General features: G+C 72.7%; 14 protein-coding genes. 6 read left to right on the top strand and 8 right to left on the bottom strand.

The features are described 5' to 3' along the window. Positions 1-33 precede the first annotated feature (33 nt). On the bottom strand, positions 34-831 hold the full coding sequence (locus tag DP939_RS02905; protein WP_113978539.1) for an ABC transporter ATP-binding protein: 798 nt from the start codon (positions 829-831) through the stop codon (positions 34-36). Between the two features lie 68 nt (positions 832-899). Between DP939_RS02905 and DP939_RS02900 the strand changes: the two genes are divergently transcribed. After that, positions 900-1,682, top strand: a complete 783-nt coding sequence (locus tag DP939_RS02900) for a hypothetical protein (protein WP_225878011.1) — start codon at positions 900-902, stop codon at positions 1,680-1,682. A gap of 11 nt (positions 1,683-1,693) precedes the next feature. Here DP939_RS02900 and DP939_RS02895 read toward each other — a convergent pair whose 3' ends face one another. From DP939_RS02895 to DP939_RS02885, 3 genes are all read right to left on the bottom strand, one after another. Next, positions 1,694-3,937 carry a WD40 repeat domain-containing serine/threonine protein kinase gene (locus DP939_RS02895; protein ID WP_113978537.1) on the bottom strand — a complete coding sequence of 748 codons (2,244 nt, stop codon included), beginning with the start codon at positions 3,935-3,937 and terminating at the stop codon, positions 1,694-1,696. A gap of 147 nt (positions 3,938-4,084) precedes the next feature. Further along, the gene (locus DP939_RS02890; RefSeq protein WP_113978534.1) at positions 4,085-4,714 is read right to left on the bottom strand and encodes a response regulator; all 630 of its coding nucleotides are present in this window, start codon (positions 4,712-4,714) and stop codon (positions 4,085-4,087) included. Continuing rightward, a complete protein-coding gene (locus DP939_RS02885; protein WP_199564904.1) occupies positions 4,711-5,853 on the bottom strand; it encodes a GAF domain-containing sensor histidine kinase in 1,143 nt (380 codons plus the stop codon). The genes DP939_RS02890 and DP939_RS02885 overlap by 4 nt, the downstream gene beginning before the upstream one ends. Before the next feature lie 126 nt (positions 5,854-5,979). On the opposite strand from DP939_RS02885, the gene DP939_RS02880 reads away from it, so the two are divergent. From DP939_RS02880 to serB, 4 genes are all read left to right on the top strand, one after another. Next, positions 5,980-6,654 carry an SDR family NAD(P)-dependent oxidoreductase gene (locus DP939_RS02880; RefSeq protein ID WP_113979468.1) on the top strand — a complete coding sequence of 225 codons (675 nt, stop codon included), beginning with the start codon at positions 5,980-5,982 and terminating at the stop codon, positions 6,652-6,654. Continuing rightward, positions 6,651-7,676 (top strand): S-adenosylmethionine:tRNA ribosyltransferase-isomerase, encoded by a 1,026-nt coding sequence (locus DP939_RS02875; RefSeq protein ID WP_113978531.1) that lies wholly within the window; start codon positions 6,651-6,653, stop codon positions 7,674-7,676. Before DP939_RS02880 ends, DP939_RS02875 begins: the two co-directional genes overlap by 4 nt. Positions 7,677-7,933: 257 nt before the next feature. Next, a complete protein-coding gene (locus DP939_RS02870) occupies positions 7,934-8,563 on the top strand; it encodes a DUF11 domain-containing protein (RefSeq protein WP_147267847.1) in 630 nt (209 codons plus the stop codon). Positions 8,564-8,712: 149 nt separating this feature from the next. Beyond that, positions 8,713-9,972, top strand: a complete 1,260-nt coding sequence (gene serB, locus DP939_RS02865) for a phosphoserine phosphatase SerB (RefSeq protein ID WP_113978527.1) — start codon at positions 8,713-8,715, stop codon at positions 9,970-9,972. A 7-nt stretch (positions 9,973-9,979) separates the two neighbouring features. Here serB and DP939_RS02860 read toward each other — a convergent pair whose 3' ends face one another. Beyond that, a complete protein-coding gene (locus tag DP939_RS02860) occupies positions 9,980-12,127 on the bottom strand; it encodes an FUSC family protein (protein WP_158578442.1) in 2,148 nt (715 codons plus the stop codon). Positions 12,128-12,295: 168 nt separating this feature from the next. On the opposite strand from DP939_RS02860, the gene DP939_RS45975 reads away from it, so the two are divergent. After that, positions 12,296-12,433: a hypothetical protein gene (locus DP939_RS45975; protein ID WP_158578441.1), complete on the top strand. Its 138-nt coding sequence runs from the start codon at positions 12,296-12,298 to the stop codon at positions 12,431-12,433. Positions 12,434-12,566: 133 nt separating this feature from the next. On the opposite strand, the gene DP939_RS02855 is transcribed toward DP939_RS45975, so the two are convergent. The 3 genes from DP939_RS02855 to DP939_RS02850 form a co-directional block, all read right to left on the bottom strand. Continuing rightward, positions 12,567-13,064, bottom strand: a complete 498-nt coding sequence (locus DP939_RS02855; RefSeq protein WP_225878010.1) for a SixA phosphatase family protein — start codon at positions 13,062-13,064, stop codon at positions 12,567-12,569. Further along, entirely contained in the window at positions 13,057-13,191 is a 135-nt protein-coding gene (locus DP939_RS48595; protein ID WP_263972288.1) for a hypothetical protein, read from the bottom strand. The genes DP939_RS02855 and DP939_RS48595 overlap by 8 nt, the downstream gene beginning before the upstream one ends. 112 nt (positions 13,192-13,303) lie before the next feature. Then, on the bottom strand, positions 13,304-15,601 hold the full coding sequence (locus tag DP939_RS02850; RefSeq protein ID WP_113978521.1) for a sodium-translocating pyrophosphatase: 2,298 nt from the start codon (positions 15,599-15,601) through the stop codon (positions 13,304-13,306). Positions 15,602-15,872: the final 271 nt, after the last annotated feature.

Genomic DNA, 15,872 nt, shown 5'->3' with positions numbered 1-15,872 from the left:
TGAGAAGGTGGGGTACGCGGCGATTCGGCCCGTCTAGTACTGGGGGCGGGCCCTGGCGTACCACCGGCCGTCGGGGGCGCGCTCCAGGCCGAGCGGCACCCCGAAGGTCTTGGAGAGGTTGTCCGCGTTCAGGACCACCTCGATCGGCCCCTGGGCGATCACCGAGCCGTGCCGGATCAGCAGCGCGTGGGTGAACCCCGAGGGCACCTCCTCCACGTGGTGGGTGACCAGCACCATGGTGGGCGCCTTGGGGTCGTGGGCCAGCCCGGACAGGCGGCGGACCAGGTCTTCCCTGGCGCTGATGTCGAGCCCGGCGGCGGGCTCGTCGAGCAGCAGCAGCTCGGGGTCGGGCATCAGCGCGCGGGCGATCTGGGTGCGCTTGCGCTCGCCCTCCGACAGCGTGTTGAACCGCCGCCTGATCAGGTGCGCGCAGCCGAGCTGGTCGATCAGCTCCACGGCCCGGGTGACGTCGTGCGAGTCGTACTCCTCGCTCCAGCGGCCCAGCACCGCGTACGACGCGGTGAGCACCAGGTCGATGACCTTCTCCTGGGGCGGGATGCGCTCGGTCAGGGCGGAACTGGCCATGCCGATCCGGGTGCGCAGCTCCTGCAGGTCGGTACGCCCGACCGGCTCGCCCAAGATCTCCACGGTGCCCTCGGTCGGGAACAGGATCGCCCCGGCCACCTGCAACAGCGTGGTCTTGCCCGCGCCATTGGGGCCGATGACGACCCAGCGCTCGTCTTCTCCGACGGTCCAGTCGATGCCCCTCAGCAGGGCGGCGCCGTCCCTGCGGACGGCGACATCCCGAAGGTGCAGCACCTGACCGCCCATCCCCGATCACTCCCTCACGTGTCGCTCGCCTAAAACCTATTGCAGGGGCACCGCTTATCGTGGATCGGGTGCACCTGGATTCATCGCACCGGAACTCGTTCGCGGCGGCCGCGCTCGTCTGCTGGGGGAACGCCTGGCTCGCCGGACACATCGGCCTGGACGAGGCGGTCGACCACATCGAGCGTACGGCCGGGCCCGGCATCGTCGCCCGCCCACCTTCCGATGATCTTCCTTCGGATGGCGGCGCCCGCGAGGCGGCGCTCCGCGGCTACCTCGCCGACCTGCGGCTTTCCGGCCTGACCGCGCTGCGGCTGGCGCTTCCGGTGGCCGGAGATCCGCTGGGGCTCACCGGGCCGCCCGCCTTCAACTCCGCCGCGATCGAGGCGGGGCAGGCCGCCATCTGCGTACTGCCCGGCCGGTGCGTCGGCCTGATCCCGGAGGCCGACCTGCGCGGCTCGTCCTACCGAGGGGTCCGCTGGACGGCTGTGGAGGCCGCCGCGGCCGTACCGGACCTGCCGTCCCTGGCCGAGGCCGAACGCGAGCTGAACACCGCGATGCTCTCGGCCACCGAGACGCTGATGAGCGTCGAAGGCCCCCGCCAGGCCCACCCGGGGGCGGCGCTGTCCGGGTCCGGCGCGAACGACACGCTCGCGCCCGGCTATCCGGGCCGCGCCCACCGGGTGGCGGCGCTGTCGGCGCGGCTGGCCCACGCGCTGCGCCTGGCCGACGACCGCGGGCTCACCTCCGGCCAGGTCACCGCCAGGGGCAGCGTGCTGCGCGACCTGGACCGCGCCGTACGCCGCGCCTGGGTGGCCGCCCACCATGCGATCCTCGAATCCCGCGCCCAGTGACCTCTCGCCGCCTAGTTGAGCGCCCCGAAACGCCAGATGCCGAGACCGTCGGCGTCCCGGCCGGAGGAGACGAGCATCAACCTGCCCTCGTCGTCCACGTAGGGCACGACGGACGCGGCGCCGCCCGGGTGCGCGTCCTCGATCTTGCCGCGCAGCTTGCCGGTGAGCAGGTCCCAGGCCCGCAGCACGCCGTCACCGCTCGCCGCCACCAGGGTCTTGCGGTGGCCCAGCTCGGTGAACGCCAGGCTCTCGATCGACCCCTTGGGCCCGGAGATCGGCTTCCTGACGGCCTTGCGGCTGGCGGCGTCCCAGATCCGGACGCCCTTCTCGCCGCCCGCCGCCGACGCGATCACCGCGCGCCCGCCGACCGTGCCGGTGGCCAGGGCCCGGACCGCCTTGGTGTGCTTGCGGTAGGCCCCGCCGTACGGCTTGCGCCGCGCCGGGTCCCACAGGCGGACGGTCTCATCGCCCGCCCCGGAGGCGAGGTAGGGCTTGCCGGAGCGGAACTTCCCGGCGGCGAGCCAGGTGACCGGCTTCTTGTGGCCGTGCAGCGGCTTGCCGGACAGGCGCCGCTTGGCGAGGTCGTAGAGCCGGATGCGCTTGTCCCGCGTGGCGACCGCCACCAGGGTGCGGCCGCGCGAGTTGAGCACGGTGAGCGCGGAGATGCGGCCTCCGCGCGCCTTGATGGCCTTTCCGGCCGCGCGGCGGGCGGTGAGGTCCCAGACCTTCACCGTGCCGTCCCGGCCCGCTGAGACGGCCACAGGGCGCTTGCCGAGTCGTGCCGTGACGACCGCCTCGACGCCGCCGCGGTGCCGGGCCCCGGCGAACCTCCCGCCGATCGCCTCGCCGCTCTCCAGCTCCCACAGCCGCAGCCGTCCGTCCGAGCCGCCGGTCACCACGACCGCGTCGCCGCGCACGGACGTCACGGCGGTGGCGCGCACCTCGCTGCCGGTCTTCACCGACCTGATCCGGTAGCCGTAGCCGAGCCATCCGGTCTTCGTGACCGTCGCGGGCGAGGCCACCACCGGGCCGCGCGGGGACGGCGGCGCCGGGGAGGGCGGTTCCGGCGTCGGGGGCTCTGGGGTGCGGGGCGCCTCGCCGGCCCGCTTGACGATGCCCACGGTGGGCAGGGCCTCCGGCTTTCCGCCGCCGGGCCCGCCGGACATCAGCCAGACGGGCACCCCGACGATCAGCGCGACCCCGGCGGCCAGGCCGACCGTCACCCGCTTCCAGCCCCCTTTCCGCCTGGGGACCTCCCGTGGCGGCTCGGGCTGGGGCACCTCGAATTCTTCGGCTTCTTCGGCTTCTTCGGCGACCGGCTCCTGAACCTCGGGCTCCGGCTCCGGTTCTGGCTCGGGTTCCGGTTCCGGTTCAGGTTCGGGCTCGGGTTCGGGCTCTGGTTCGGGTGGGTCCACGGCGAGGGCTTCGACGATCTCCGGGAACGCGGGCCGCTCGTCCGGCGACTTGGCCAGGCAGCGGGCCAGCAGGTCGCGCAGGTCGTCGGGCACGCCGTCCAGGTCCGGCGGCACGGTGAGGACGCGGTCCATCACCGCCGCCACCGAGTCGTCGACCAGGTCGTCCGCCAGCGGATCGGCCAGGGCCCGGGGCAGGGCGAGGAACGGGTTGCGCCCCGTGGCCGCGAACGCGACGGTCGCCGCCCAGGCGAACACGTCGGACGCCGGGCCGGGAGTCTCCCCCGTGATCTGCTCCGGCGAAAGGTACTCGGGCGTCCCGATGGTCGCGCTGAACACCGTCGCCCCCGCCTCCAGCGCCTCGGCGATCCCCGCGTCCAGCAGCCACGGGCCGTCCACGCCGAGCATGATGTTGCCCGGCTTGACATCGCGGTGGACGACTCCGGAGGCGTGCAGCGCGGCCAGCGCGCGAGCGGTGTCCCTGGCGAAGGGCCGCAGCCGCTCCGCCGAGACGTTGGTGGACAGCGGGAAGCCGTCGGCGAGCGCGCTCACCACGTACGGCCGGCCGTCGTGGATGCCCGCGTCGAGCACGGTGACGGTGTTGGGGTGGGCGACGCCGCGCAGGCCGTCCATGACCGTCAGGAACCGCCCGCCGCCGTCCTCGGTCAGCCGGAAGCGCGGGTGGAGGAGCTTGACGACCACAGGAACGCCCTCGGCGTCCACCGCCGAGTGGATCACACCCTGGCGTCCCTCGCCGAGGCGGCCGGTGAGGCGGAGGCCGCCGAGGCCGCCGGGCGCGGCCGGGCCGGGATCACCCGCCTCGGTGGATCGGGCGAGCGGCATGCACACCTCCTCCGGCGAATGCCGGAAACATGGGCACTCACGGCGTACGCGAAGACCCGACCGTATGTGTCGACGGGTCCACACAATACGCCGGTCGAGATGCCCCGAAGGTCGTGTCGAGGCAGCCTTTCCCCGATCGAAACGATCTCAGCCCATACCGTGGCGTACGGCATAGAGCGCGGCCTGGGTGCGGTCCTGCACGCCGAGCTTCATCAGCACGTTCGACACGTGTGTCTTGACGGTCTTCTCGGCGACGGACAGCTCTCTGGCGATCTCCCGGTTGGAACGTCCGGCGGCGATCAGGCCCAGCACCTCGCGCTCGCGTTCGGTGAGCGGGCCGGCGGTCTGCGTGGCGGGGACGGGCCCGCCGCCGTCCAGCACGGCCCGCGCCGCCTCGGGCGCGAGCAGTACCTGACCGGCGGCCACCGCGCGGATGGCCTGCACCAGCGAACCCGGATCGACGTCCTTGTACAGGAACCCGGCCGCGCCCGCCCGCATCGCCGGGGCCACGTCGGCGCGGTCGCTCACCGAGGTCAGCACCAGCACCCGCACCGCGAGCCCGCGTTCGGCCAGCAGTTCCAGCGCCCCCAGCCCGTCGAGCACGGGCATCCGCAGGTCCAGCAGCAGCACGTCGGGCGCGTGCGCGGCGACGATCTCCACCGCTTCGGCCCCGTCGCCCGCCTGGCCGACCACCTCGATGTCGTCCTGAAGGCCGAGGAAGGTGCACAGTCCCTGACGGACCACCGGATGGTCGTCGGCGATCACCACGCGAATCAAGGCTGGACCTCCATGCGGACCGTCGTCCCGGAACCCGGCCGCGACCGCACCACGACCGAGCCGCCGACCTCCCGCGCCCGCTCGTGCATCGTGGTCAGGCCGAATCCCTGGTCGCTCTGGGCCGTGGCGTCGAAGCCGTCGCCGTCGTCGCTCACATCCAGCGCGAGCGCCCCGCAGCGCTCGACCAGCCGTACGGTGACCGACCCGGCCTTCGCGTGCCGCAGGGCGTTGTGCAGCGCCTCCTGGGCCACTCTCAGCACGGCCACCTCGACCTCCGGGCAGGGCGTGCGGTCGACATGATCGGCGCAGGGCACGAGGACCGACTCGAAGGAGACCTCCGGCGCGTGCAGGCGGTCCAGCAGCGCCACGTGCTTGCGCAGGGTCTCGGCCAGCCCGTGCCGGTCCAGCTCGGCCGGGCGCAGTTCGACGATCACCGCGCGCAGCTCGGCCAGGGCCTCTCCGGCCAGCCGCTGCACCTGGTCCAACTGCCCGGCCGCGCGCCCCGGGTCGGTGTCCAGCAGCGCCCCGGCGGCCTGCGCGCTCAGCCGCAGCGAGAACAGCTTCTGGGTGACCGCGTCGTGCAGCTCGCGGGCCACCCGCGTGCGCTCTTCGACCATGGCCAGCTCGCGGCTGCGCTCGTACAGCCGCGCGTTGGTCAGCGCGATGGCCGTGTGCGCCGCGAACAGCGTCAGCAGTTCCTCGTCGGCCTCGGTGAAGCCGCCCGGCGAGCGCTTGTTGGACAGGAAGATGATGCCCAGCACCTCGTCGCCGTCGCGGATCGGCACGCCGATGAAGTCCTTCAGCACCGGGTGGGCGCGCGGCCACCACTCGAAGCGGGGGTCCTTGCGGATGTCGGCCAGCCGTACCGGGGCGCCCTCGCGCAGCATCGCGCCGAGCATGCCGTGCTGGCGCGGCGTCGGCCCGATGGCCTCCCACTGCTTGTCGGAGATGCCCTCCGCGACGAACTCCCCGAACGCGCCCTGCTCGTCGGGCACGCCGAGGGCCGCGTACCGGGCGTCCAGCAGCCGCTGCGCCGAGCGGACGATGACCTGAAGGACCTCGCGCACCGACAGGTGGCGGGTGACCGCGAGCACCGCCGAACTCACGGCGTGCAGTATCTCCTCAGGTTCGTCTTGCACAGCTTCACCCTAGGTCGTACCCCCGGTCCGAGTGCCACTGGCACGTTGGTCCTACGTCCATCTGCCCAGGCCAACGGGGTCCGCGGCCCGATGTACGGCGGGCGCGGCCTGCCTAGCGTCGGCACCATGACGAAGAACGCGCTCATCACCGGCGCCTCCCGGGGACTCGGACTGGCTCTGACCAGGGCCCTCGTCGCAGAGGGCTGGCGCCTTGTCATCACCGCGCGCGGCGTGGCCGCCCTGGACCAGGTCACCGCCGAGCTGGGGTCCGCCCAGGTCACCGCGCTGGCCGGGGACGTCGCCGACGCCGGGCACCGCAAGCTGCTCGCCGACGCCGCGCACGGCCTCGGCGGCCTGGACCTGCTGGTCAACAACGCGAGCGGGCTCGGCACCACCCCGCTGCCGCCGCTGGCCGACCATCCGATCGACGACCTGACCGGGCTGTTCACCACCAACGTCATCGCGCCGCTCGCGCTCACCCAGGCCGTCCTGCCCGGCCTGCGCGAACGGCGGGGCGCGGTGGTGAACATCTCCTCCGACGCGGCCGTGGAGCCCTACCAGGGCTGGGGCGGGTACGGCGCGACCAAGGCGGCGCTCGACCAGCTCTCCAACGTGCTGGCGATCGAGGAGCCCGACGTGGCCGTCTGGTGGCTGGACCCGGGCGAGATGAACACCGCGATGCTCGCCGACGCGGTGGGCCGCGAGGAGGCGGGCGGCGCGCCCGATCCGGAGTCCGTCGTGCCCACGATTCTGCGGCTGGTCGGTGAACGCCCGGGCAGCGGAAGGCTGGTCCACCGATGACCGTCCAGGCGTTCGCGTTCGACTTCGACCTGCCTGCCGCGCTGGAGGCGCACGAGCCGCCCGAGGCGCGCGGCCTGGCCAGGGACGGCGTACGGCTGATGGTGTCGTGGCGAGACACCGGGCACATCGCCCACCGCGGATTCGCCGACCTGCCCGACCTGCTCGCCCCGGGCGACCTGCTGGTGGTCAACGACTCCGCGACGCTGCCCGCGGCGGTACGCCTGGACAAGCTGGCCGTCCACTTCTCGACCGAACGGGAGGACGGATCCTGGCTGGTGGAGCTGCGCCACCGGACGCAGGCCGGCGGCACCAGGCCGTACGGCGGGGGCGCGCCCGGTGAGTGGCTCCCCCTGCCCGGCCAGGCGACCCTGCGGCTGATCGAACGCGAGACGCCCCGGCTCTGGCGGGCCCGCCTGGACCGGGACGTGCGTACCTACCTCGGCGAGCACGGCGTGCCGATCCGCTACTCCTACATCGCGCGGGACCGGCCGCTCGCCGACTACCAGACGGTGTTCGCGCGGGTACCGGGCAGCGCGGAGATGCCGAGCGCGGCCCGGCCGTTCAGCCAGCGGCTGGTGACCTCGCTCGTGGTGCGCGGCATCGGCATCGCCCCGGTGACCCTGCACACGGGTGTTGCCTCGCCGGAACGTGACGAACCGCCCTACGAGGAGTGGTTCTCGGTGCCCGCCGCGACCGCGCGGCAGGTGAACCTGGCGCGCGCGTCGGGGGCGCGGGTCATCGCGGTGGGCACCACCGTCGTACGCGCCCTGGAGTCCGCCGCGGGCGACGACGGTCAGGTACGGGCCGCCGCGGGGTGGACCGGCCGAGTGGTGACCCCGGAGACCGGGGTCCGCGCGGTGGACGGGCTGGTGACGGGTCTGCACGAACCGCGCTCCACCCACCTGATGATGCTCGCCGCGATCGGCGGGGCCGGCCTCATCGCCCGCGGTTATGAGGAGGCGCTGGCGAAGGAGTACCTGTGGCATGAGTTCGGGGACGCGCATCTGATCCTGGCGCGGTGAAAAGCACCTTATTGCCCCCGCAACCACCTGAATAACAAATGCATCAGGATTCAACCACGAATCGGCTCTACGCGGCGGGTCGTAGATCATGATAGAGCGCAGCGAATCCTCCGTAGGGCACCTGGGATCAGCGGCGGAGATTCGTCAGGGCGCGCACGGTCTTCCGTGCCGCCCCCGCCGCGTAAGAACCCCATTTCGCACCCCTCGCCCCGCGGACCCCCTAACCCCCGGGAGAAAAGCCCTCCATGCGACACCCCATGGCACGAATGGCCACGGCCGCCCTCGCCGTTCCTCTGGCGGGCGCGATGCTGTTCACCGCGGGACCGGCCCTCGCGGACTCCTTCACCCCCTCGGACGACCTCGTCCCCCTGCGGACGGGCAGCTCCACCAGCACCGCCACCGCCCTCAAGGCCGCCCGCGTGGCCGAGACGGCCGCGGCGACCGCCGCCGACAAGCCGTACTCCAGCTTCAAGGTCGCCCTCGCGGCCACGAAGAAGGCCAAGGCGGGCGGCACGATCACCTACTCGATCAAGGCCACCAACGTCGGCCCGCACGCCGCCGACGCCTACTTCATCGGCGGCCGGCTGCCCAAGGGCATCTCCGGCAAGGTCACCTACTGGGCCCCCGACGGCACCCAGTGCGACTGGGACGACACCGGCTTCTGGTGCTGGGGCGACTGGGTGCTCAAGGTCGGTGAGACCGACTCGCTCAAGCTGAAGTTCAAGCTGAAGAAGAGCGTGAAGGGCACCGCCGGCGCCAAGCTCGGCGTGCTCAGCTACGACGTGCCGCACGGCGCCGAAGACCTCAGCAAGGAGGAGCTGGAGCGCATCGGCGGCATCAAGGGCTGGGACTTCACCCGCACGGTGAAGACCAAGATCGTCAAGTGATCCACGCGTGACACGGCGCCCGCCCCTGTATGGGGCGGGCGTTCTGCGTGGTTCGCCATAGGGCGCGTTCGTGCTGGTCTGAACGCCGGGCGACCTTATGGTGAACCGCGTGTCGGCCACCGCGAGCGGCCAAGTACCGTTGACCTGAGATGAATCAACGCACGCTACTGATCACGCTGACCGGCCCCGACCGGCCAGGCGTGACATCGCGGCTCTTCGCGGTCCTGGCCGGGTTCCCGGTGACGGTGGCCGACGTCGAGCAGGTCGTCATCCGCGGCAGGCTCACCCTCGGGGTGCTCGTCGCCTACGCGGGCGAACGTCCGACCGGCACCGGCGGCACACTCGGGGCCCTGTGGACCGCCGTCGAGCGCATCGCCGAAGACCTCGGCATGGACGTCGAGCTGTCCACCAGCACCGCCGCCAAAGAGCACCGCAAGCGCGGGCGGCTGCACGTCAGCGTCCTCGGCGCGCCGCTGCTGCCCGCCGCCATCGCGGGCATCGCCGGGCGCATCGCCGCCGCCGGGGCCAACATCGACCGCATCGAGCGCCTGGCCAACTACCCGGTGACGTGCGTCGAGCTGGCCGTCTCCGGAGCCGACCCCGACGCGCTGCGCGCCGACCTCGCCGCCGAGGCCGCCGCCCAGCAGGTCGACGTGGCCGTGCAGCGCTCCGGCCTGCAGCGCAGGGCCAAGCGGCTGGTCGTCATGGACGTCGACTCCACGCTCATCCAGGGCGAGGTCATCGAGCTGCTGGCGGCCCACGCCGGGTGCCTGGGCGAGGTCGAGAAGGTCACCGCCGCCGCCATGCGCGGCGAGCTCGACTTCGCGGAGTCGCTGCGAGAGCGGGTCGCGCTACTGGCCGGGCTGCCCGAGGAGATCTTCGACCGGGTCCGCGCGGAGGTCGTGCTCACGCCCGGGGCCCGCACGATGGTCCGCACCCTCAAGCGGCTCGACTACCGGTTCGCGATCGTCAGCGGCGGGTTCACGCAGATCACCGACGCGCTGGTGTCCGAGCTGGGCATCGACTACTCGGCGGCCAACACCCTTGAGGTGTCCGGCGGCAAGCTCACCGGGCGGGTGGTCGGCGAGATCGTCGACCGTCCGGGCAAGGCCCGCGCGCTGGAGCGCTTCGCCGCCGAGGCGGGCATCCCGATCACCCAGACCGTGGCGATCGGCGACGGGGCCAACGACCTCGACATGATCGCGGCGGCGGGGCTGGGCATCGCGTTCAACGCCAAGCCGGTCGTACGCCAGGCCGCCGACACCGCCGTGACCGCGCCCTACCTCGACTCGATCCTCTACCTGCTCGGGATCCCCCGGGCCGAGGTCGAGGCGGCCGACGCCGAAGACGGCCTCACCCACGACCTCCACCACACCCGCCTCGGCCCCCCACCGGCCGCCCGCCCCTGAGCCCCGGTCACGCGAGCGCGGCCTCCTCGGAGGTGGCCGCGCGACTCAGCCGCCCCGCGTTGGCCACCAGGTCTTCCAGGGCCGGGTGCGCGGAGGCCGCGTGCATGTACGCGTACCTGATCGCGGTCCACTCCTCCGCCGCGCCCTCCGCGAGTTCGTCGAGGCGCTGCGCGGTCAGTTCCTCAACGTGGGTGGCCAGGGTGTCCATCGCCTGGTCCAGGTCGTCCGGAATGCCCTCGGAATCGCCCGTGCGCACGGCGTCCGCCGCGCCGGACAGACGGTCCGCCACCGCGTCCAGCACCGCCGCCGTCGGTCCCGCCTGGTCCTCCTCCCCCGGTACGGGGGCCGGTACCGCGTACAGGGCCAGCGCGTCAGCCCTGATCCGCGCCGCGTGCTCGACCGTGTCCCGCAGCGCCCGGGGCACCGCGCCGCCGGGCTCCTTCGCCAGCCGTTCCAGCGACTCGTCGAGCCGCCGCGCCGACTCGGCGGCCTCCTCGACCCGCTCGGTGACGTCCGTCCGCTGCTGTTCGACCAGGGCCCGCACCAGCCGGGCGTGCTGGTCGAGCAGCGCCGCCACCCGCCCGGACATCCGCACCCGCTCGCCCCTCGGCCACAGCAGCCGCGCCGCGCCGACCACCGCGACGCCGCCCGCCACCGCGAACCCCACCCGCCACACGGCGGCGTTCCACGACAGCGGCAGCGCGTAGTCGGCCAGCAGCAGGCCGAGCGGCGTCGCGAAGACCGTCCACCAGTTGAAGCTGAGCGTGCCCAGCGCGTACCCCACCACCGCCAGCCCGGTGATGACCAGCGCCAGCGTCACATGGCCCGGGGTGAGCGCCAGCATGAACGACGCCGCCGTCGCCCCGACCGCCGTGCCGAGCACCGGGAACAGCAGCCGCTCCACGGTGTCGCCGAAGGTCGGCCGCAGGTTCGCCACCACCGTCACCACGAACCACTTCGCGTACTGCTCGTGCGAGACCTCCGCGAGCACGATCGCGGCGACCGTCACCACCGCCAGCCGGGCCGCGTAGTGCTCCATGCGCTGGCCGTGGCGGCGGCGTCCGCCGGGCCGTGGCGTGAACCGTGGCAGCCGCGGCCCCACCGCCACGCCCTCCGCCGAGATCAGCGCCGCCGAACGCACCGCGAGGCCGATCCGGTCCAGACAGCGGCGTACCTGGCCGAGCAGCGCCGACACCGCCAGCGGCTCATCGCCCGACAGGGTCGACCGGCGGATCGCCTGCACCCGGTCGGCGAACTTCGCGGCGCACGCCAGCGCCCGCGGCACCGCCAGCGCGCTGTCCTCGGTCATCGCCTCGCGGAGGGCCTTGGCCTGCGCGCCGGTCGCGGTGTCCAGGTCCTCGACCCAGTCGCGGCGGTCGGTCAGGCCGGTGACGCCGTCGCGCAGGATGTGCAGGGCGACGGTCTCGTGGAAGATCCGGGTGAGCGCGTCCAGCATCCGGCCGGGGCCGGGGTCGTCGTCGTCCTCCTCCTCGCGTTCGACGGCGGTGTAGTGGGCGACGGCCGTACGGGCCTCCGCCAGGACCTCCTCGGCGGCCTTGCGGCGTTCCTCCCAGTCGCGTTCGGCCTCGGCATTGCCCGCGTCGGGCTGGAACTCGGCCGCGTCGAGCAGGTCGGCGAGCGCCACCCCGGCCGCCTCCAGGGACGCCCGCAGCGGCCTGAGCCTGCGTACGGGCCACGCCAGCAGCACGATGGCGGTGATCCACAGGCCCCCGGCCGCGGCCAGCTCCATGTGGACCACGGCGCCGTAGGAGACCTGTCCCTGGAAGTAGCTGAGGATCAGCGCGAGCGTCGGCGGCAGGCCGATCACGGGCCACTGCGCGCCCGCGGCGGCGACCAGGCCGATCACCGGCACGGCGATCCAGGGGTCGGCGGCGACGAGCGTGCCGAGCCCGGTGCCCAGCGTGACGAACAGGGTGTTGCGCAGGAGCCGCCGGGCCCGTCTGCCGTACGGCATGGCGGGGTCGTCGGCGAAGGCCGTCAGGTACGCGCCCAGGGCCGCCGCGGAGCCCTCCTGGATGTGGCCGGTGAAGGTCCCGGCGAGCAGCAGTACGCCGATCGCCACGCCGCACAGCGCCCCGTACCCCCACGCGGGCCGCCCGGGAATCCGGAACGCCTCCCGCACCGCCCCTGCCACCCGCCGGGTTCCCGCTCGCCCGGCGCGCAGCGCACGGACCGCCCGCCCGGCCTCCCCGGAACGCCCTTCCTCACTCCCGGACTCTCTGGTGCGCCCTTCCTCACTCCCGGACTCCCCCTCACGCCCGCCACGTCGGCGGCGCGGGCCGCGCTCCGCGTCACGAGCGACATGATCGCGAAGCGATGGGGGAAACGGCCGTTTCACCGCCCCCGGGCCGCGCTCGCGGGACGTTTCGAGGTCCTGATCGCGCTCGGCAGGGTCGCGGCGCAGGGCGCGGCGGGCTCGGCCGAGTGCGTTTCGTGCTGAATCGGCCGCTTCGCGGAGCGCCCCCGCGACCCGCTTCATCCCCGCCCCCCCGTTTTCCGCTCCACGGGGTTGTGCCCGGATCGGCCCGGCCTAGTCAGGCCGCCGCGTCACAAGACGGCCAGGTCAGAGGGGGTCAGCCGGCGGATTTGGGGGTCCACAGCGTGACCGCCCGCCCGGCCTCCAGCTCCTCCCAGGGAACCGCGGACTCGATCACCGCGAACGCCCCCGGCGGAAACCCGGGATCGCCCTCGCCTCCGGTGAGGTCCAGGACCAGCTCGTGGACGCCCGGATTGTGCCCCACCAGCAGCAGCGTCCGCACACCGGGATCGGTACGCCGGACCAGCTCCAGCAGTTCGTCCGCGTACGCCTGATAGATCCCATGATCGAAATCGACCGGCGCGTCAGGGGCGAGCTGAGCGAGGGCCAGCTCCGCCGTACGTCGCGTGCGCAGGGAGGGCGAGCACAACACCAGGTCGGGGCTCAGCCCCAGCGCCTGCAAGGTCTCACCGACGCGCTTGGCGTCGCCCTCGCCCCGGCCGGTCAGCGGCCGCTCGCGGTCGGCCAGGCCGGGCGTGTGCGCCGCCTTGGCGTGCCGCAGCACGACCAGGGTGCGCACCCCGGTGTCAGGCACCGGAGGCCCAGATCGACAGGGCCACCAGCACGGCGAGCACGAACACCATGGCCAGCAGGATGAGCCCGAGGGTCTTGCCGCCCGCGGGCTGCGGCCTTTCCTTCGAGGGCTGGTCGGACCGGCTCACCGTGGCGCTCCTCCGTTCGTTTTCCACCAGTGTTCCACCCATGTGACACGGTACGGCCTGCGGTCCCCTCCGGGGAAACCGCAGGCCGTACCGACGAACGGAACCGGTCCGGTTACTTGCCGACCGGCTGCGGCTCGCGCTTCTCGCTGTCCTCCGAAGGCGCGTCGCTCACCGAGCGCCGCTTGGAGATCACCACCGCGCCGACCACGACCGCCACCGCGACCGCCGTCACGCCGACGCGCAGCGCGACGTTGTCGGCGTAGGTGACGACCGCCGGCGCGACCAGCAGCGCGACCAGGTTCATCACCTTGATCAGCGGGTTGATCGCCGGACCCGCGGTGTCCTTGAACGGGTCGCCCACGGTGTCGCCGATGACCGTGGCCGCGTGGGCCTCCGAGCCCTTGCCGCCGTGGTGGCCGTCCTCGACGAGCTTCTTGGCGTTGTCCCAGGCGCCGCCGGAGTTGGCCAGGAAGACCGCCATCAGCGTGCCCGCGGCGATGGCGCCCGCCAGGTACGAGCCGAGCGGCGCGTACCCGAAGGCGAACCCGACCGCGATCGGTGTCATCACCGCGAGCAGACCGGGAGTGGCCAGCTCGCGCAGCGAGTCGCGGGTGCAGATGTCGACCACGCGGCCGTACTCGGGCGTCTCGGTGCCGTCCATGATGCCCGGCTTGTTGCGGAACTGGTCGCGTACCTCGAAGACCACCCGCATCGCCGCGCGGCCCACCGCCATGATCGCCAGGCCGGAGAACATGAACACCACCGCGGCGCCGATGATCAGGCCGACCAGCACGTTCGGTGAATCGACGCTGAGGCTGAAGACGCTGGACCCGGCCAGTTGCTCCTCGACCGATGTCCGGAACGCTCCGAACAGCGCGGTCGCCGCGAGCACCGCCGTGGCGATCGCGATGCCCTTGGTGATCGCCTTGGTGGTGTTGCCGACCGCGTCGAGCGAGGTGAGCACCTTGGCGCCCTCGCCCTCCACGTCGCCGGACATCTCCGCGATGCCCTGCGCGTTGTCGGAGACCGGGCCGAAGGTGTCCATCGAGACGATGACGCCGACCGTGGTCAGCAGGCCGGTACCGGCCAGCGCGACCGCGAACAGCGCGACCGTCGTGTTGCCGAACCCGAGCAGGAACGCCCCGTACACCGCGCCGCCGATGAGCAGCGCCGAGTAGACCGCCGACTCCAGGCCGACGCTGATGCCGGACAGGATGACCGTCGCCGGGCCGGTACGCGAGCTCTCGCCGATGTCCTTGACCGGACGCCGGGTGGTCTCGGTGAAGTAGCCGGTGAGGATCTGGATGGCGCTGGCCAGGACCAGGCCGATCAGCACCGCGCCGATCGCGATGATCCGCGGGTCCCCGCCGAGGGCCTGGATCTGCGTGCTGACGCCGGTCAGGTCCGCGAAGCTGCCCGGCAGGTAGACGTAGGCGGCGACGGCCACCAGCACCGCGGAGATGATCGCGGAGATGAAGAAGCCGCGGTTGATGGCGGACATGCCGCTGCGGTCGCCCGCCCGCGGGGCGGTCACGAAGATGCCGATGATCGCGGTGATGACACCGATCATCGGGACGATCAGCGGGAAGACCAGACCTTCCGTGCCGAACGCCGCCTTGCCCAGGATGAGGCTGGCGACCAGCGTCACGGCGTAGGACTCGAACAGGTCGGCCGCCATGCCGGCGCAGTCGCCGACGTTGTCGCCCACGTTGTCGGCGATGGTCGCCGCGTTGCGCGGGTCGTCCTCGGGGATGCCCTGCTCGACCTTGCCGACCAGGTCGGCGCCGACGTCGGCGGCCTTGGTGAAGATGCCGCCGCCGACCCTCATGAACATGGCCAGCAGCGCCGCGCCGAAGCCGAAGCCCTCCAGCACGGTCGGGGCGTCGCCCTTGTAGATGAACACCACGATGGCCGCGCCCAGCAGGCCCAGGCCGACGGTGAACATGCCCGCGACTCCGCCGGTGCGGAACGCGATGCGCATCGCGGGCCGTTCGCCCGCCTCACGGGCCGCGGCGGCGACGCGGACGTTGCCCCGCACCGCCAGCCACATGCCCATGAAACCGGTCAGCGCGGAGAAGACCGCACCGACCACGAAGAAGACCGACCGCCCGATCTGCACGCTGGTCGAATGCGCGGGCAGCAGCAGGAGGACCAGTGGAATGACGATGACGAATGGCGCGAGCGTCCGGAACTGCCGCCCGAGATACGCGGCGGCCCCTTCCTGTACGGCTCGCGAGATGTTCTGCATGCGTTCGGTCCCCTGACCGGCACCGAGCACCTCGCGCACCAGACCGCCTGCGACGGCGAGTGCGAGCAGTGCTACGGCGGCCACCACGATCACGATCGTGAGATGGGAACCGCTCAGGGAGACCGCTGTGCCCTCCACAGCGGCTAGATTTGGGACAGACATCCGTTCTCCTCGGCAAGACGGGTACGTCCTGCCCGGACGGCGCTGCGATAATCACTCGGCGGGCTTTGGCGGCGCGCCATCCGGGTCGGTAGGCAGTGCCGCTTCCGGTTGAGTCCGCATACCTACCGCGGAGGTGGCGCGTGGCGGGACAAACCTTGGCCGGTGCCGGGAGTCTACGCAGCGGTGCCGCGGATATGAAGCCTCTCCGGCTGGTCAATTGGCTACGAGTCGGCTATCGAGCGTAACCACGCCAGGTTGACGGGCGATCTGA

This window comes from Spongiactinospora rosea (assembly GCF_003315795.1).
In the GTDB taxonomy this organism is placed as follows: Bacteria; Actinomycetota; Actinomycetes; order Streptosporangiales; family Streptosporangiaceae; genus Spongiactinospora; species Spongiactinospora rosea.
The sequence above is the reverse complement of the archived record's forward strand: the minus strand, read 5'-3'. Positions and strand labels throughout refer to the sequence as shown.